Here is a 17,382-nt window from a genome sequence, read left to right on the forward strand (position 1 = left end):
TTACAGTAATAACAATGTACCCAAGCCTAAGAAAGCGATGTAACCGGCAATATCCGTTACCGTTGTTAAAATTACAGAGCCTGATAAAGCTGGGTCGATTTTGAGTTTATCCAATACCACAGGGATTATGACGCCAGAAAGTGCAGCCATTAAGATATTAATAACGATAGCCAGTGCAATTACCAATCCGAGCAGTGGGTTTTGGAACCACCAAGAGACGACAGCCCCTATACTCAATGACCAAACAATGCCATTTAGGCCGCCCACTTGAAGTTCTTTCTTCAGTAGCGAGGCTAAGTTGGCACGGGTGATCTGCCCTAAGGCCAAACCACGAACAATCAGGGTTAATGTTTGACTGCCTGCAATACCGCCCATCGATGCCACGATTGGCATTAGAACAGCTAAGGCCACTACTTGCTCAAGTGTTGCTTCAAATAAGCCAATGAAAGCTGAGGCCATAAATGCGGTCAGTAGGTTGATGCCTAACCACAAACCACGTGAGGTAGCACTGCGTCGAACGGGTGAAAACAAATCAGAGTCTTCATCAAGGCCGGTGTTCGACATCTGTACGGCTTCTTGCTCTAAACGGCGGGCTTCTAAAGCATGGCCTGCATGAAAGCGACCCACTAATAAATGGTTTTCATCCAACACAGGTAGTGCAGAGACCTCGCTTTTTTCAAGTAAATCTGCTGCTTTTATGACATCGGTTTGTGCTTCAAGAAACGGGTAATCCTCTTCCATTAATTCAGAGACATGCTCATGGGGTTGTGCATTTAGAAGAGTTTTTAAGTGTACACACCCAACCCAGCGTCCTGTTCTGTTAACCAAATACATGGTGTTTGAATACGCTGCGGTGGTGCGGCGGAATAAACGCATGGCTTCTGATACGCGAATGGATTGTGTGGCGACCAATAGATCGTGATCGACCCAGCGACCGACTTCATCTTCTTCATAGGTGACACCTTGGCGGTAGTAATCCTGTTGCTTGGCGTCCATCTTTTGCAGTGCAATGTCGATCATTGCATCGGGCAAAGAATCGGCTATTTCTAATAGATCTTCTGCATCTACGTCTGAAAAGAGCTCTGCTATTTCAAATTCGTTTAATTCTTTTAATAGAAGTAAGCGTGATTCACCACGCATTTCTACCAAGATATCTAACCGATTCGTCTGTTTAATGCTGTCCCAAACAAAGCGTCGTTGGGCGACTGGAATCGATTCCAGTGCAAGAGCGACATCATCGGGGGGCATCGAACTGATGGCCTGATTAATGGCTGTAGTAGAAATGTTCTCTTGAGTGAGTAGTTCAATCAGTTCTGCGATCGGGTTGGACACGGGTTGGCCCCTTATACATCTTTTTTAATGCTGTCAGTGTGAGTGAATTCATCTTTAGAATCAATCAGCTAAATGTCCATAAAACGTTGTATTTAGAGCGTTTTTAGGTGGTTTAAGTGTCATGCTCACTTATCACTGTTAATTGGTCAGCATTTCGTGGGCTATTTATGTAGCCAAGAGTCGCATTGGCGTGTTCGCGCATGATGCCTTCGGCACGAGTACCTAGGCCATTTACAATAGCATGGTACACATGGTGATGTTGCATGTGTGCAAATTCAAAGCGTTTGGCTTCACGCAACATATGTGCTTTATCGAATGCTAATGCGCTGGCGGAAGCAAAAGGCAAATGTTCGTTACGGCTTAATGCGGCATGGATGGCAGGATTATGGGAGGCTTCAATGACAATATCGTGAAAACGCTTGTTCATTTGTTGATATTGTTCAAGGTCGGACTCAGTCAATTCATCAACGGCTAAGATTCGATCGCCTTCTTCTAATAGTGCTGCTAAGGCTTTTTGTTGATCTTCGCTCATCCCTCGTTCCGCCGCTTGTCGAGCTGCCAAACCTTCCAGTACGCCACGCACTTCTACCGCACCAATGATTTCCTCGGTTGAGACAGAGCGCACTTCGTAACCACGACGGGGCAGCTTAGTAAGTAGGCCTTCTTGTTCTAAAGCACGAAAGGCAATGCGAACAGGGGTACGTGAAACCCCTAGTTTCTCTGATGTCGGGATTTCTGCCAAGCGCGCCCCCGCTTTTAATTCGCCTTCGAGGATCATTTGACGAAGAGAAGTGACAACATTCAATTGGGTCTTTTGCATAGCGTTAAGTTAATTCTTAATTGGATCCAATATTATGCTTTAAACCAATTCATAAAGTAAAAGTATTACTTTATTTCGATTAATATCTATTTATTGGATCCATTTATGCGTTTTTTTAATGAGTGTTACTCCCTAAATAGGACTATATTGGATCCATACAGAACAAAAATAAACAAATAGGAGATTTGTATGGGCCAGCCAACTTTCCCAAAAAATACATGGTATGTCGCAGCGATGTCTGACGAAATCGGTACAGAGAAACCTTTGGGTCGCAAAGTCTGTGGCGAGAGCATCGCATTTTACCGTCCATCAGCCAGCGAAGTTGCCGCTGTGCGAGATTTTTGTCCTCACCGTGGTGCAGCCATGTCGCTAGGCTATGTAGAAGATGGCTTGTTGGTATGTGGTTATCATGGTTTGAAAATGGGTGCTGACGGTGAAACGAAAGAAATGCCTTTGCAGCGTGTTCAAGGGTTCCCATGTATGAAATCGTTTGCAGTGGAAGAGCGTTACGGTTTTATTTGGGTGTGGCCAGGTGACCAAGACTTAGCTGACCCTAGTTTGATTCCTGTACAAGAGTGGGCTGATAGTTCTGAGTGGGCCTACGGTGGTGGTTTGTACCATATTCATTGTGATTATCGCTTAATGATCGATAATCTAATGGATTTGACCCACGAAACCTATGTGCACGCGTCTAGCATTGGTCAGAAAGAAATTGATGAATCACCAGTAGATACTACGGTTAACGGTGATGAGGTTATTACTAGTCGCACTATGGAAAGCATTAAAGCACCACCATTTTGGCAAGCAGCACTGGAAGCGAACGGTCTGCCAAAAGACGCGTCTGTCGATCGTTGGCAGCGCTGCCGTTTTACACCACCGTCTCATGTCATGATTGACGTAGGTGTCGCACTCGAAGGTCATGGTGGTTTTGATGCACCGTCAGAAAAGAAGGCTGGGAGCATTGTTGTCGACTTTATTACTCCTGAAACAGAAGACACGATGTGGTACTTCTGGGGGATGGCACGTAATTTTAAAGCCGATGATCAGGCTTTAACAGACAATATTCGTGAAGGCCAAGGCGGCATTTTCCAAGAAGATTTAGAAGTACTAGAGCGTCAGCAAGCAAACTTAAAAGCGTTCCCTGATTACGATCTTCTGAAGCTAAATATTGATGCCGGTGGTGTGCAGTCTCGTCGCGTGATCGAGCGTATTATTAAAGCTGAAAATGCAAGCAAGATCGCGTCCAACGAAGTGCCATTACAAACGATCTCATTCTAAGGCGATTATCATGATTGAAGTCGTAGTATTAAATAAAGTGGATGAAGCTGCAGCAGTTGTGCGTTTGGTACTGGGTAAAGCTAATGATACGGCGCTGCCTGCATTTGAGGCGGGTGCCCACATAGACATCAGATTGCCAAGCGGCTTGATACGACAGTATTCGTTGTGCCGTTTGCAATCGGATCCACGCTATTATGAAATTGCGGTTTTAAAAGACCCGCAATCACGAGGTGGGTCTACAGAAGTACATGCTTTAACTATTGGGGATGTGGTTCAAGTCAGTGAACCTAAAAATCATTTTCCATTGCGCAGTAAAGAAGCCAAGTCCCTTCTGATCGCTGGGGGGATCGGTGTGACGCCATTGCTACCGATGGCGCAAACACTTCAATGTGCAGGCACGCCATTTGAGTTTCATTATTGTGGTAAGTCACCACGTACAGCAGCATTTAGTGACACTCTTAAACAAGCCTCGTTTGCTGATAAAATGCAGTTTCACTTTAGTGGTGAGCCGCAAACCTCTGGGCGTATGGATGTCCGTTCGGTTCTTAGTCAGCATGTTGCAGATTCCGATTTATATGTGTGTGGTCCTGCCGAGTTTATCTCTAGTGTATTAGAGCATGCGGAGGCATTGAATTGGCCTGAGGAAAAGCTGCATCGTGAATTCTTTGCCGCGCCTGCCTTGGATATTGATCAGGGTGATAATCATGCTTTCCAAGTGAAAGTCGCTAGTACCGGTCAAATGTTTGAGGTTGCTGCAAACCAATCCATTAGTGATGTCTTGGAAGAGCACGCTCTTTTTGTTCCAGTTTCATGTTGTGAAGGGGTTTGTGGTACCTGCTTAACGAACGTGATAAGTGGTGATATTGAGCATCGTGATGTGTTCTTAAGCAAACAAGAAAAAGCAGATGGCAAACAAATGCTGACCTGCTGCTCTCGCGCAAAAAATGCCGGCGATGTCATCGAACTGGACTTATAAACGCATTCATCCTATTAGACTCTAACAAAGCGCTGGATTTAACTCCGGCGCTTATTGTTTAGGCACTATACCGCTGTGTCGAATGCCCCCGTTGCATGGCGCGCAATATGACAATCATGTAGTATTGTGCGAGCTCAAAATACCTCCATTAATAATCCGTAAGGGAAAGTAGAGGAAACCATTGAGCTGACTATCAAAAAAGCTTCACATTTCAGTGGTTTAAAACTCTATGGTTCTGATGATCGATAATCATCATCGGGGTGTTTGGGGGTTCGGGAATGTCCGAGGTGGTATTTAAGTCATTGAATTTAAAGGGTTTGATTGTTCGGTGTCGTTCGCGTTAGTTCGTTGAAAGCCAAGTGACTAGCGGGTATGGTAGCGGGTATCGTTAAAACCAAGCAAGAGTACCCGAAATGCTCACCGACCTTAAAGTTAAGTCTCTGAAGCCTAAAGAAAAGATGTACCGTGTTCGTGATGGCGACAAACTGTACATAGAAATTAAGCCAACGGGGCGTAAATTCTGGCGGGTGCGCTACAAGCTGCGTGGCAAGGAAAACGTCTACACCATCGGAGAATACCCGACTGTTTCACTATACGAGGCTCGCAACGAGCGCAACAGAATAGCGGAGCAGTTAGCTAAAGGTCTAAGTCCCAATATTGAAAAACGTGCTGACGCTATCAAAGCGCAATCCCAGTACGACAACACCTTCAAAGCCGTTGCACAAACCTACTTCGATAGAAACTTCAAAGCGAAAAGCGCGCATTACGCGAATCAATGGCAAACCGTCATGCGTGATGATGTTTTTCCGGTCATTGGTGATATGCCGATTGCTACAATCAAGGCGCCGTATTTACTTGAAATCATAGACCGCATCGAGGGGCGCAATGCTCCAACTGTTGCGATACTGGCCAGACAGTTTATGGGGCAAGTGTTCAAGTATGCGGGTTCTCGTTTGATGATCGAATCTGACCCAACCGTATTTTTATACGGTGCGCTCAAGCGTGGAAAAGTCCGACACAACCCGCCGATAGAGCGTGAAGACATGCCTGTTTTCTTTGAAAAAATGGCCGACTACAACGGCTTTCCTGTCACCATTATTGCTGTCTACATCATGGCCCATATATTCGTCAGAACAAAAGAGCTAGTGTTGATGCGTTGGGATTGGATCAAAGACGACCTGATCATCTTTCCGGAAGATGTGATGAAGAAGGGAGCAAAGCATATTGTGCCAATCACGCCCCAGGTTCAACAAATGTTAGATGTATTAAACGAATACACAGGGCGCCGCGAATTAATGTTTCCAAACGTACGTGATTCAAAGCGATCAATGAGCAAAACCACCATCAATGCCGTGATAGAGCGGCTGGGATTTGGTGGCTTGTTCAGTGGTCACGGTTTCAGGTCAACAGCATCGACACTTCTAAATGAAATGGGGTATCGTGAAGACCTGATAGAGAAACAGCTTTCACACCAAGAGCGAAAAGGCGAGCGCCGCGCATACAATCATGCGGAATACTTGGAAGAGAGAAAGGCTATGATGAAAGAATGGTCTAAGTTTCTTTTGCAGTTCAAACATGCTGACATTCTTAATGTCCAATAAAAAGGCCACCCCTTAGGGGTGGCCTGTTCTTTTACTTGCTAAAGATAGTGTTAAGAAGCTTTACAACTTCAATCGACAATTCCAGAACAAGGACAGCGATATCTCGCATAAGCACCTCATTATCCTAGGTGCCGTCTGGGGAATGTTTATCTGGCCTTCCAAACTCCAGCATCTACATATGGTGCAAAGCACACGACAGTTAAAAATCCCTTTTTGCCAGCTAGCTGTCAGACTAGGTTAGGGGTGTCTCCCCAAGCGAAAAATCGTTGGTTTGAGATTGTTTACCGTCTACACGGTAGTAATCTATTTAACTGTCGGCTGAGCCATTCAAACGTAAACGCTGCTATTCTATGTTATCGGCAAAGTTATGATCAATTGTTGATTGGATATGTTTGAAAAATGAGCGTAAAATCACCATTGTCTACGTATGGTGCATTGCGCACATGATGTAAGACCGTCAATCTTGCATCACATGAAACCGCCTATTTGGCGGTTTTTTTGTGCCTGTATTCTGCTAAAAAGGAATTGGCGCATTGCAAATGTGCTAACCTTTTTGCTCTAGCACTTATCATTAAATGTTGAGGGATTAACTGTGCTTTTAAGTCAGATACCCAGTTATACATATCCTTGTTTTGGAATGTGGCCAGTGCCATGGCTAGAAAAGCCAGGGCATTTTCTTATGTATGAACTTAAATGGAATGGAGAGAAATTACTCTGGATAAGCAGAACTGTTGAGTGCTCACACAGTCCAGGACATGCTTGTGGTGATTCTTATGAAGACTACTTAGAAGCGGTCAAGGTAGCCAAGTCCCAGAATATTTGTATCGATTCAGTAGCCAATGGTCTAGATCTTCCTGATTCTGAAAAACAGTCTCTAATTTTGAAAGCTGAAAAAGCATTAATGGCTAAGCAAAGGCTGATGGATGAAGAGTACTTAATGCTTCAAGAGGCGAAAAAAAGGCGCGGTAATACAGAAATAGCAAAGGTTAATATCGCTTTGCATGAGCCTAGTCAGGTGATTTCAGATGCCCTATATGAAAAACTACTAGAGTTTCCGTATGTATCCATTGTTCGACTTGCTAAGTACGGAATGACACTGTGCCAAGAAGAACCAAATGGGATTTGGTATTGTTGTAAGACGGATAAGAAAACAGCTAAATATGCTTATCAGGAAAAAATTGCAAGAGGCTTTGGATATTCAGGAACGGATCACTGGGGAAAAACGAAAGCAGCGATAAGAAAAGATTTGCTTCCTCGTGCAAATGAGTTGCTTCAGCTTGCAAGCGTTAAGCGAATGTTGGTGGACGCAGAAAGAGAGGGCAAAAAGATACTTTTAGTCGGAGACTACGTTTTCTGGTTTGAGGAAGGTAACGGTGTCGGCTGGGTTATTAAAGAGTCTAATGGTGTTCCTAGTGAATCCAGCAAAAAGACTTTATGGAAAGAAGGGACAATAGTCTCTAAGAATCATGCAAGGATAGTTGTACTTCCCTACATAAAGGAAAACGGCCAGAAAGTAACTGGGCATACTAAGAATGCCCCTAATGATGATCCTGCTAAGCCGAGACATCCTAGTGAATACGTAGAATTGCCATTCGAGATACTAGAGAGTGATCTAATGATAGGTTTGTTTGGCGAATTGCCTTACGAATAAGTTAATGCCTCTTCTAAAGGATTATATTTTATGAGACTCCAAGCATTCTATAACCGTTTGGTCTGGTTAGCAGATCATGCAACACTCGGTATGGACGATATGATGCTAACAGACTTCGAGTTTGGGCCATCTTGTACTAACTTATCCCAGATTAAAGCGTCAGATGATGGTGTGGAGTTGGTGTTCAAGAATGGCAAGACAGACATGAGGATTCAGGGAGCGCTTGAAATACTGGAGCCGCTTCTAGAAACCATCCCAACGGCCATGGTGGTCAGGATGTACAAAGGGGTATATGTCCCGATAACGAAAGTGTACGAAGATGTACCTGTATTCATAATTGAGTGTTATGACCCGTACCCATCGCGTTAACATAAAGTTGTGTTGCAGTCAGGTCATCAACTTGCTGTCGTAGTAGGGAAACCGCTCTCGTAGCGGTTTTTTGTTTCTACTAGAATGATATAAAGTTTTTAATATTTAGTATGTATTATATGAAATTTATAGGATGAAGAATGGGGCAGGAAATAACTTTAGCTGAACATGATGTTCAAATTTCTAATTATATCGGCGCATTAGAGCTGAATCGAAGAAAGAACATTTCAAAAGAAAATGAACCTGAAAAAAAGGAACATAAAAAAAAGTTTAATGAGATAATATTGAATATCCTTAGAGATATTCAGTCTAATTATGATTACTTTGATAAATCGTATTTAGGATTTGAAAGAAAAGGGAATGTTAAGATAATAGAGCACCTTAAAAGTATTAGTTACCATGATGATAGTTATAACCCTGAGTACTTTTTTAAAGATTTATTTCCAGTTTATTTAGAGTTTTTAATAGTCCAAAAGGGACCTTATGAATTAGATAGCTTTATAAGTAGTGTAGAGGTTGTATCTTTTAGCTTTTCTGAACCTACTAAACGCATTATTGATAGGTATTCATTGACAGTTCCTTCTACTGTGATGAGCTATCTATTGAAATTGACTAAATCTTCAAATGTTAAAGATGTTTTGGAGATTGAAAGTAAGGTAGATGGTTATAATTCTTCCTTGAGTAACAATATAGAGCAGATTAAGGGCCTTGAATCGCGTATAGATAATCTTAAATCAGAATACAATTTTATGGCTCTGAGTCATGGCTTCGAAAGGATTCTCTCTGAGAAAAAAAAGAAGTCAAATGATATGAGCAATTACTTATTTGTGATGGGGATTCTTATAATGGTTCCTGTGATGATTGTATTAATGTTTCTCTGGAATTCATTGGATGATCTAGGGGTTAAAGTTCTATACGTCACAGCACCGATGCTGACACTGTCCTTTACAATGATCTACTTTTTTAGAATTATTCTTTCTAATTATAATGAGCTAAAACCAGAGATTTTGCAGATGGAACTGAGAGTTACGTTGTGTAGTTTTATAGAGGACTACATTAAATACTCAAAAGATATTAAAAAGGAAGATAAAGAGGCTTTGGCAATGTTTGAGAAAGTTGTATTTTCAGAAATTAATGATGCTAGAAATCCAGCACCTGCATTTTTCGAAGGACTAGAGGGGATTGCTAATGTTATTAATTCCTCCAAAAAATAGTCAAATCATGGATTGCCTCTTCTAAAGAAAGGGTTTTACTTAGTGGTTGTATAGACTGGTTCAAAAAAAGCGCCCGTAGGCGCTTGGGGAATAAACAGTGTTAGTAAGTCAGTTTGCTTAATGCCACACGCACGCTGCGTGGGCAGGTGTTTAGGTATCGGGCGCGTAGGTCGGCGGGTAATTTTCCGAAGGCACTTAACTTTGTGGAACGGATAACGCTATAATCGAATTCAGACATAATGCTTACCTTGCTTGGTTTAGTTGATGTCATGGTCGGTTGGGAGGTCAGATACCCAGCCGGCCTTTTTTATGCCTAGTGCATTGCAGGCGCTAGGCTGTTTACCCACTCTTGCACTTCGGTGCGTCGCCAAAACGATGCGCGCCCACGCTTTACCGGAGCAGGAAATTCCCCTTTTCTAATCAAGTCATAGATTGTGGTTTTGCTATGGCTGGTCATGTGAATCACGTCAGGCATCTTCAAAAGTTCAGGTGCTTGTGTTTGTGCTTGCATGGTTAATTCCTCCAAAAATAAAAAATGTGACATGTCACGCTTACGCGCATTGACGTTCTGCGAATTGGTTTTTCTTTTCGATCAAAGCGATCAGGGCTAAGCGGTTCCAAGCGATGCGGCATTCTCCGCTCAGAAGCAAAGCGCAGTAAATCGACATTGGGTTGGTTTCTAGTGTGTAAGCAACGAATAGCCACCAGGTGCAGTAGATCGCATCGGCGGATAAATCCTGAAAGGCTTGGGTATCTGCGTTGCGGTCAGTGGCAAAGAATTCTGCTACATGGCCAGCAAAGCTTGGGTCGATGAGGCTGGTTGCGTATTCCTGAAAGCACTCGTTATTTCGAGCGGCTTTGAGTAGAGAAAGGTTTTCGGGTTTAAGAGTCTGTATCATGGTTCGTCCCTATCTGTCCGTTAGTGTTCGGGGTTGTCCTGAAGTGTCAACTTATGAGCACAGTATAGGCGAAAAAAAAGAATGTCAACTTTTGAATACATTCTTTTGTTAGCAAATAGTCTTATAACTTAACTTTTGCTTCTTTAACGACGCCAACGATTTGGCAGTTGCCGTTGATTGGAATGGTTGGGTAGGTAGGATTTAAAGGCTTTAGAAATTTCATGCCTGCGTCAATGACGAGCTTTTTAAAAGTGGCCTCATCTGTGCCTTCTAGCTTTGCCACTACCAGTTTGCCGTTTTCGGGTGGTAGCTCTGGATCAACTAAAATTAACATGCCTTCGTTGATACTGAGGCCGCTAGCACTTGTCATGCTGTCACCGACAACGCGTAACCAAAATGCATTATCGCTAGCGCTTCTTGGTGCATCTTCCCATTCAATATCACCGCCTAATGTATTGAAATCAATGGCCTCAGTCCATGCGCCTGCTTGTACATGGCTTAATACCGGAAGAGATTTTGTGTTGTACTGGGCGGGTGCCTCGGCGACATTTAGCACCGTTGAGGCGTAATCTTTCCCTGTAAGTATCCATGTTGGTGTTGTGTTAAATAGCTTTGCCAGATCGTTGATGTTTCTTCCGTTTGGAGCGTTTCTATCTCGCTCCCACTGAGTGACGGTAGTAGGAGAAACACCAAGTTTTCTAGCTAGCTCTCTTAGTGAAAAATTATTTTCTCGTCTTTTTAGAGCAATTCGTTCGCCTGGAGTCATGTCAGTCTCCGTCAATAAATGAAAACTCAATGCTAGCATTTGTTGACAGTTCATTTGATAACGTTTAGTGTCCACTTTTGAAAGCATTAGTTGTGTTTTATCAGGGGGTGTAAATGTTTAAGAAAATTGTTGTTGAGCACTTCGGAAGTCAGTCAGCGGTTGCGCGCGCTTTGGGGGTTACTCGCGCTTACGTGTCGGCATGGCCTGAGCGTGTTCCAGAAAAGCAAGCGCTCAAGTTGGAGCGTCTTACAAAAGGCCAACTTACGTACGACGAATCGCTATACCAAAAAGATACCGCCATCGCGGCGGCGTAGCCACGTTTTAGCTGGGGAGCAAAAACCATGGATCAACTAGACCAAGCAACGCACGACATCGTGCATAAATCCGAGCTGACAGCCAAGCAGATTGCCGACCGACTGGGCATGTCTCACCAAACGCTGATCAACAAAGCCAACCCAAATTCAGAGTTTCACAAACTGACGGTACGCGAGGCGTATTCAATTCAACTGCTTACTGGCAACCATTCATTGGCTGTGGCGATGAAAACGATGCTTGACGTGTACGTCTGCGAAGACAAGCCGGCCAGCATTATTGAATGTGCCCTAAATGCCACGAAAGAAAACGGTGATGTGGTTGCTGCTGTTCAAGTGGCCTTGGCCGATGGGCATTTAACAGAGCGCGAAAAGTCAGAGCTGTTGCGTGAAATCAGTGAAGCGATTGCCTCATTAGAAACGCTGCGCGGGTCGGTATTAGCCGCCGCGCCGGTTCTTTACATAACGAGTAATAAGGGCTAGTCGATGAAAGATCAAATCCCACAGTTGCAAGCTTACTTAAATGGCCTTGATTCTGATTTGCGCGGTGTTGCATTGACGGCTGTTGAAATCATAAACAGTGCGTTTTCTAACGAGATAAAAAAACACGAAAGTGACATTCAAGAAAACCAGCAAACGTTAGAAAAGCACGGCAAGCGCCTAAGTCGCTTAGAACGTGAGCTGGCTAATACCAAACTTCGTGTACGCGAGCTAGAAGCCGAGCGGGGTGTTTTATGCCTATAAGCCCAAACCGTGATCAAGAAATTATGTCGTTTGAAGCCGTGCAAGCTGAATTGGATCAGTCCATGCAATGTATGAGTTGCGATTGGGTGGGTAAACGCCTTGATCTGATCGTATGCACTGACGTGAAAGACGATATGCAGCGTTGCCCAGATTGCCAGTCTGCCTTTGTCCTTCTAGAGAGTGAAGGGCAAGAGATCAACGCGAGCTATCGAGAGTGGATAGCGGAGATAGAAAGCTTTTCGGATGGCGATTCGTTGGAGATTGATGACGATGTGCAGATCCCATTCTAACCATACGCCGCTAGATGAAAGCCGCTTACAACTAGCAGCCTTCATCTTGCACCAACCGCCGCGAGCCATCGCCAAACACCTCGCCGCACATTACATCGCAGAACACCAAGCCACACACGGAGCGCGTCATGTCCAGCAATCCAGCAACTCAATTAAAGCAGCCACAGGCCATTTTATTCACGTTTGAAACGGCCGAATTAAACATTTGCCGTCAGGTCGCACGACACTGGATGAAAATGTACACCTGCCATGAGATTGATCGTGGCATGCACCCCGGTATGGATTTCGTGTGTATTTGGAGCCCTATGACAACGCTGGACAAGATCGACCAAAAGCGCTCGTTTCGTACTGACCGCATTCAAAAAGGCGGTTACCCATTCGACATCGGCGCGCAAGCAAAAATAGAGTTGTGTGTCTACGAACTCAATATGCTGTCAGACATGGTCAGCGCTGCAGTGGACGTTCGTCTTAATCAATTCTTATTGATCGATAAAGGCACGATGGCTGATGTGATCGGTCCTTACCTTACCCAGTCGTGGGCCAGCAGTGTCGCGGCGAAGCGATTAAAAGAAAAGCTCGATGTGCTCAAAAACCTAGCGGGGTTGTTCGCTGGGCATTCGGCCTATCAATCGACGTGTCTTCAAATTGCCCAACTAGGGGGCGTTGAATATGCAGCTTGATTTACTTAATGCGCCAGCGCCTTCTTATGTGATGATGCCGTACCAGTGTGAGGGTTGGCGTAACAATTTGCTGAAAGATGTTTATCCAGATGACGCGAAGGTCTTGCGTGAAAAGCTGGTTGAACTGGATGAATCCATCGGTTACATCAAGGCGAATGAATGGCTTAAGAATCGTATTGAGCGTTACCAGCTATTGAATAAAATCTCATTTCTACGCCCAACGGTAGCGCGCAACGCGGCGCGAATTGCTAAACGGGTAAATGAAGCGGCTGCAATGGAATGGCTGCGCACAGTCGTTAAGCGTATGCGCTGGTGTGACAAAATAATCACCAGTTTAGACGGTGAAGAGCTGTCGAGCTGGGCTGAGCAAAAAAGCACGCGTTTCGAAGTGGATTTGATGCGTGTGTCGTTGGAGCTTGGCGAAGAAAAAGCACGTGAATTCGTATGCCTTGAACTGCGTGAAGCGGGTCATGAATTTGACGGCCAAGACGACCAAGAGCGCATCGTCGGAATGGCGGCACGCATGATCACGCCAGCATGGTGGGTGCGTCTTGCAAAGAAGCAATGGACGACAGTTGAAAACATCCTACGCGAATGCGGTGAAGTACACCGCAAGGCATCGCCGTATGTATCCAGCTGGACGCTAAACAAATTTCGCAAACAGAAAGAAGACAACCGCGCGTTTCTTGAGAGCATGGAAGCCGTTAACGACTTCGATCAAGCGTTTACGTTGGCTGAATTATCAGACAAGGGCGTCTCAAATCCGGTTAACCGCCGCAATGAATTGATGGTGCGCTTGCGTGGTTGTGAGGAATTGGCCGATGAAATGGAGCATGTCGCAGTATTTCTAACAGCAACGTGCCCATCTAAATTTCACCCCGTGCACACGTCTGGCCAATTCAACAGCAAGTTTTTTAATGCGGATTGCCCAACTGCCCGCGACGCCAACAAATACATGGTCAAAACCTTTGCCCAGTTTCGTTCCTACTGCAAACGCCACGGCATCCTATTTTATGGCATGAGGGCAGTAGAGCCACATCACGCCGGTACACCACACTGGCACTTGTTACTGTTTATCAATAAAGAGCAGCGCGACGACATGGTCGCGGCCTTTACTGAATACTTTATGCGTGAAGACCGTGACGAAAAAGGCGCGGAAGAACACCGCGTCACCATCGAAGACATCGACAAAAGCAAAGGCTCTGCGGTGGGATACATCGCCAAATACATTGCCAAAAATATCGATGGTGAGTACATCGACGGCGATATCGAAACCAACAAAAGCGGTAAAGAAGCCGCCGAGCGCATCACCGCTTGGGCGCGTCGTCACCGTATCCGACAGTTTCAGTTTCTAGGTGGTGTCTCTGTTACCGTTTGGCGTGAACTGCGCCGCCTGAAAATCGACAACGCACCGACATCCTGTATCGACATTTACCACGCGGCCAACCGCGCCGACTGGAAACAATTCATGAACCTGATGGGCGGTCCATTCGCTGGCCGCAATCAAACCTTAAAAACGCACTACGTTGAAAACGAAGAAAACCAGTATGGCGAGATCACCAAATCAATAAAAGGTGTTGAAACGCTGATCGATGTGGTGGAAACCCGACTGTATGAATGGACCGTGCAGCGCAAAGGGTCTGATCTTTTACAGAGCGGCGAAGCCGGCTCTTCTTGGACTCGTGTCAATAACTGTACGGAGGTCTTAAAGCCCCGTCGGGGGAGTAAGAAACCGCCCGTATCAAAACCGGATAAACCCGATGTTTACCGGTTGCCCGAGGACAGAGTTAGGGCGTTTGCCGCCCACGCCCTAAACCCAGATGTTTTACCGGAGGTGGTACATGGCATTTCGCATTGAATGCCCGCATTGCAAAGGCAAAGCGGTGATAACCAACAGCAATGATTTGTCTGATGGGCTGAAAGACGTATTCGTAAAAGACCTATACGTGCAATGCCTTGGCCGCTGTGGTGCTCGCTCGGTGATCGGCGCCTATTTCAAACACTACGTAAACCCACCACAGCCCACCGTCATGGAAATGGCCAAAGCATTGGTGGAACAAGAACAAATGAAGTTGGGGGTGTAGGTGGAAAATTTAATAGCAACAGATAAAGACGTTACAGATTTAGAGGTGAAAATTTTCCTAGCCCAGCAGCGGATCATTGAATGGTACGAGCACTGGGAGGGGCAGGTTTATATATCGTTTTCTGGCGGTAAGGATTCAACCGTGTTGGCCGAATTGGTCTGGTCAATTTACCCAGAGGTGCCAGCCGTATTTTCAAACACGGGGCTTGAGTACCCCGAAATTGTGCAGTTTGTTAAGCGCAAGAAAAAGCAGGGTTATCCTGTCGTCATTATGCGGCCTAAAAAGACGTTTCGTGAAGTGGTGCTAGAAGATGGTTTCCCGCTGATCAGTAAGAAAGTATCTGAAATGGTAAGCCGTTTTTATGATCCAAAGCCAAGTAACGCGGCTACACGTCATTTGTATCTTACGGGTTTTAGGCGTGATGGTGTGTTTGTTAAAGGTAGTAAATTGCCAGAGCGCTGGAAAAAGCTGATTGATGCGCCGTTTAAAGTTACGGCCAGTTGCTGCGACTCATTGAAGAAAGAGCCATTCCGCCGTTACCGTCGCGAAACGGGGCGTATGCCTTACAGTGGCGTTATGTCATCTGAGGGGGGGCGTCGTGGAATGATGAAAACCTGCAACTCTTTTGATGGTAAAGATCCGCAATCACGTCCGATGCTGCCTTGGACTGAAGACGATGTATGGTCCTATATCCGCAAGTTCAATGTTGAGTACTGCGAGGTCTACAACGACCGCTACGTGAACGGCATTTTTGTTGAAGGTGAAAAGCGCGCCGGCTGCATGTTCTGTGCTTACGGTGCCCACCTAGAAAAAGGCGAAAACAGATTTCAGCGTATGGCCATCACCCACCCGAAGCTGTGGAACTACTGCATAAACAAACTGGGCATGGATGAAGCCTTAGACTTTATCGGCGTGAAGTACATGCCAACACCACAGAAAAAAGAAGTGCAGCAAGACTTGTTTGAAGAGGTAAAACACTAATGAAACGAGAAATCATAGTCGACAACTTCGCGGGCGGTGGTGGTGCAAGTACGGGGCTAGAGGTTGGTTTAAATTGCCATGTTGATATTGCAATAAACCACGACCAAGCGGCCATTGATATGCACAAGATGAATCACCCAGAAACACGCCATTACTGCGAATCTGTATGGGATGTTGACCCTGTAGAGGCATGTGATGGTCACCCGGTTGGGTTGGCGTGGTTTTCACCAGACTGCAAACACTTTTCAAAAGCAAAAGGTGCAACGCCAGTAAACAATAATATTCGCGGGTTGGCGTGGGTCGCTGTTCGGTGGGCTGCGTCGGTGCCTGTTCGTATGTTCATACTTGAAAACGTAGAAGAGTTTCTAACATGGGGGCCTGTTGTGGATGGGAAACCATGCAAAAAGCGAAAAGGCGAAACCTTTAAAGCGTTCATATCCGCACTGACAACGGGGCTTGCTTTGGATCATCCAAGCATTGAAGACGTAAAGCACGCGCTAGGTGACAAGTTTGATTTATCTAAAATTGCAGATGGCTTGGGTTACCAGGTGGAGTGGCGAGTAATGAAAGCATGTGATTATGGCGTACCAACAACGCGAAGTCGTTTGTTTTTGATTGCCCGTAAAGATGGTGAGCCAATCGTATGGCCAGAACCAACGCACGGCGAAGGGTTGCAGCCATATAAAACGGCGGCAGATATCATCGACTGGACATTGCCCGTAAGGTCGATCTTTGGAAGAAAAAAGCCGCTAGCTGAAAACTCATTGAAACGGATCGCCAAAGGCTTGGAAAAATTCGCCTTCACTGATACGCCATTTCTTGCGCCGGACCCTACCAAAATTAGTTTTATTACCGAGTACGCCAATGCAAGCCACCAAAGAAACATGGCGATAGACGAGCCATTACGCACGATTTGCGCGCAAGTCAAAGGCGGTCATTTTGCCTTGGTGACTAGCCACATAGTGAAATTTCGCGGAGACAATGTTGGTCACAGCACTAACGAGCCTTTGCACACCATTTCCGCCGGTGGTTTTCATCTTGGCGAAGTGCGTGCATTTCTTATCGAATATTACGGAACGGGAAGCGCTCAAGAAATTGATAAACCCTTGCATACCATTACCACGCGGGATCGTTTCGGGCTGGTCATGGTAAAGGGTACAGCTTACCAAGTTATTGATATTGGCTTGCGCATGTTAGAGCCATACGAGCTTTTTAAGGGGATGGGCTTTCCTGACGATTACAAAATAAGTCACGACAGCCAAGGCAAAAAATTAACGAAAGCCAACCAAGTAGCACGCTGTGGTAATGCTGTTTGTCCGCCACTGGCACAAGCATTGGCGGCATCAAACTATAAGCCATTAAGCATAGAAATAGCAGCGTAGGTGA

Annotated in this window: 21 protein-coding genes; 15 read left to right on the plus strand and 6 right to left on the minus strand. The window is 45.2% G+C overall.

The window, feature by feature from the left end; all coding sequences use genetic code 11:
• Together AYW75_RS03590 and AYW75_RS03595 are read right to left on the minus strand one after the other, a co-directional pair.
• Positions 1-1,332, minus strand: coding sequence for a magnesium transporter (locus AYW75_RS03590; protein ID WP_067095497.1), 1,332 nt, complete (start codon positions 1,330-1,332; stop codon positions 1-3).
• A 112-nt stretch (positions 1,333-1,444) separates the two neighbouring features.
• Positions 1,445-2,152 (minus strand): GntR family transcriptional regulator, encoded by a 708-nt coding sequence (locus AYW75_RS03595; RefSeq protein WP_067095500.1) that lies wholly within the window; start codon positions 2,150-2,152, stop codon positions 1,445-1,447.
• A 189-nt stretch (positions 2,153-2,341) separates the two neighbouring features.
• Here AYW75_RS03595 and AYW75_RS03600 point away from each other — a divergent pair, with 189 nt between their 5' ends.
• The 6 genes from AYW75_RS03600 (at position 2,342) to AYW75_RS03625 (ending at position 9,241) form a co-directional block, all read left to right on the plus strand.
• The gene (locus AYW75_RS03600; protein ID WP_067095504.1) at positions 2,342-3,430 is read left to right on the plus strand and encodes an aromatic ring-hydroxylating oxygenase subunit alpha; all 1,089 of its coding nucleotides are present in this window, start codon (positions 2,342-2,344) and stop codon (positions 3,428-3,430) included.
• 10 nt (positions 3,431-3,440) lie between these two features.
• Entirely contained in the window at positions 3,441-4,406 is a 966-nt protein-coding gene (locus AYW75_RS03605; protein WP_067095508.1) for a PDR/VanB family oxidoreductase, read from the plus strand.
• 413 nt (positions 4,407-4,819) lie between these two features.
• Positions 4,820-6,007 carry a tyrosine-type recombinase/integrase gene (locus tag AYW75_RS03610; RefSeq protein ID WP_067095512.1) on the plus strand — a complete coding sequence of 396 codons (1,188 nt, stop codon included), beginning with the start codon at positions 4,820-4,822 and terminating at the stop codon, positions 6,005-6,007.
• 679 nt (positions 6,008-6,686) lie between these two features.
• The gene (locus AYW75_RS03615; RefSeq protein WP_197478893.1) at positions 6,687-7,658 is read left to right on the plus strand and encodes a hypothetical protein; all 972 of its coding nucleotides are present in this window, start codon (positions 6,687-6,689) and stop codon (positions 7,656-7,658) included.
• Between the two features lie 30 nt (positions 7,659-7,688).
• Complete coding sequence (locus tag AYW75_RS03620; protein ID WP_067095519.1) at positions 7,689-8,027, plus strand: hypothetical protein; 339 nt, start codon at positions 7,689-7,691, stop codon at positions 8,025-8,027.
• 140 nt (positions 8,028-8,167) lie between these two features.
• The gene (locus AYW75_RS03625; protein ID WP_067095521.1) at positions 8,168-9,241 is read left to right on the plus strand and encodes a hypothetical protein; all 1,074 of its coding nucleotides are present in this window, start codon (positions 8,168-8,170) and stop codon (positions 9,239-9,241) included.
• Between the two features lie 100 nt (positions 9,242-9,341).
• Here AYW75_RS03625 and AYW75_RS18745 read toward each other — a convergent pair whose 3' ends face one another.
• The 4 genes from AYW75_RS18745 to AYW75_RS03640 all read right to left on the minus strand — a co-directional run bounded on the left by AYW75_RS18745 (position 9,342) and on the right by AYW75_RS03640 (position 10,906).
• The gene (locus AYW75_RS18745) at positions 9,342-9,479 is read right to left on the minus strand and encodes a hypothetical protein (protein WP_156490800.1); all 138 of its coding nucleotides are present in this window, start codon (positions 9,477-9,479) and stop codon (positions 9,342-9,344) included.
• 75 nt (positions 9,480-9,554) lie between these two features.
• Positions 9,555-9,752, minus strand: coding sequence for a helix-turn-helix transcriptional regulator (locus tag AYW75_RS03630; RefSeq protein WP_067095524.1), 198 nt, complete (start codon positions 9,750-9,752; stop codon positions 9,555-9,557).
• Positions 9,753-9,792: 40 nt separating this feature from the next.
• Positions 9,793-10,140 (minus strand): hypothetical protein, encoded by a 348-nt coding sequence (locus tag AYW75_RS03635; protein ID WP_067095527.1) that lies wholly within the window; start codon positions 10,138-10,140, stop codon positions 9,793-9,795.
• A 121-nt stretch (positions 10,141-10,261) separates the two neighbouring features.
• Positions 10,262-10,906 (minus strand): LexA family protein, encoded by a 645-nt coding sequence (locus AYW75_RS03640; RefSeq protein WP_067095530.1) that lies wholly within the window; start codon positions 10,904-10,906, stop codon positions 10,262-10,264.
• Between the two features lie 113 nt (positions 10,907-11,019).
• Between AYW75_RS03640 and AYW75_RS03645 the strand changes: the two genes are divergently transcribed.
• From AYW75_RS03645 to AYW75_RS03685, 9 genes are all read left to right on the plus strand, one after another.
• A complete protein-coding gene (locus AYW75_RS03645; protein WP_067095533.1) occupies positions 11,020-11,220 on the plus strand; it encodes a Cro/CI family transcriptional regulator in 201 nt (66 codons plus the stop codon).
• 27 nt (positions 11,221-11,247) lie between these two features.
• The gene (locus AYW75_RS03650) at positions 11,248-11,700 is read left to right on the plus strand and encodes a phage regulatory CII family protein (RefSeq protein WP_067095536.1); all 453 of its coding nucleotides are present in this window, start codon (positions 11,248-11,250) and stop codon (positions 11,698-11,700) included.
• A 3-nt stretch (positions 11,701-11,703) separates the two neighbouring features.
• Positions 11,704-11,961 carry a hypothetical protein gene (locus AYW75_RS03655; protein ID WP_067095539.1) on the plus strand — a complete coding sequence of 86 codons (258 nt, stop codon included), beginning with the start codon at positions 11,704-11,706 and terminating at the stop codon, positions 11,959-11,961.
• The gene (locus AYW75_RS03660) at positions 11,952-12,251 is read left to right on the plus strand and encodes a hypothetical protein (RefSeq protein WP_067095542.1); all 300 of its coding nucleotides are present in this window, start codon (positions 11,952-11,954) and stop codon (positions 12,249-12,251) included. Before AYW75_RS03655 ends, AYW75_RS03660 begins: the two co-directional genes overlap by 10 nt.
• Before the next feature lie 128 nt (positions 12,252-12,379).
• Positions 12,380-12,931, plus strand: coding sequence for a hypothetical protein (locus AYW75_RS03665; RefSeq protein ID WP_067095544.1), 552 nt, complete (start codon positions 12,380-12,382; stop codon positions 12,929-12,931).
• Positions 12,921-14,789: a replication endonuclease gene (locus tag AYW75_RS03670; RefSeq protein WP_067095547.1), complete on the plus strand. Its 1,869-nt coding sequence runs from the start codon at positions 12,921-12,923 to the stop codon at positions 14,787-14,789. Before AYW75_RS03665 ends, AYW75_RS03670 begins: the two co-directional genes overlap by 11 nt.
• On the plus strand, positions 14,773-15,015 hold the full coding sequence (locus tag AYW75_RS03675) for an ogr/Delta-like zinc finger family protein (RefSeq protein ID WP_067095550.1): 243 nt from the start codon (positions 14,773-14,775) through the stop codon (positions 15,013-15,015). Before AYW75_RS03670 ends, AYW75_RS03675 begins: the two co-directional genes overlap by 17 nt.
• A complete protein-coding gene (locus tag AYW75_RS03680) occupies positions 15,016-15,996 on the plus strand; it encodes a phosphoadenosine phosphosulfate reductase family protein (protein WP_067095553.1) in 981 nt (326 codons plus the stop codon). It begins immediately after the preceding gene.
• Complete coding sequence (locus tag AYW75_RS03685; RefSeq protein ID WP_067095555.1) at positions 15,996-17,378, plus strand: DNA cytosine methyltransferase; 1,383 nt, start codon at positions 15,996-15,998, stop codon at positions 17,376-17,378. The genes AYW75_RS03680 and AYW75_RS03685 overlap by 1 nt, the downstream gene beginning before the upstream one ends.
• Positions 17,379-17,382: the final 4 nt, after the last annotated feature.

The organism is Marinomonas atlantica (assembly GCF_001639725.1).
GTDB lineage: Bacteria > Pseudomonadota > Gammaproteobacteria > Pseudomonadales > Marinomonadaceae > Marinomonas > Marinomonas atlantica.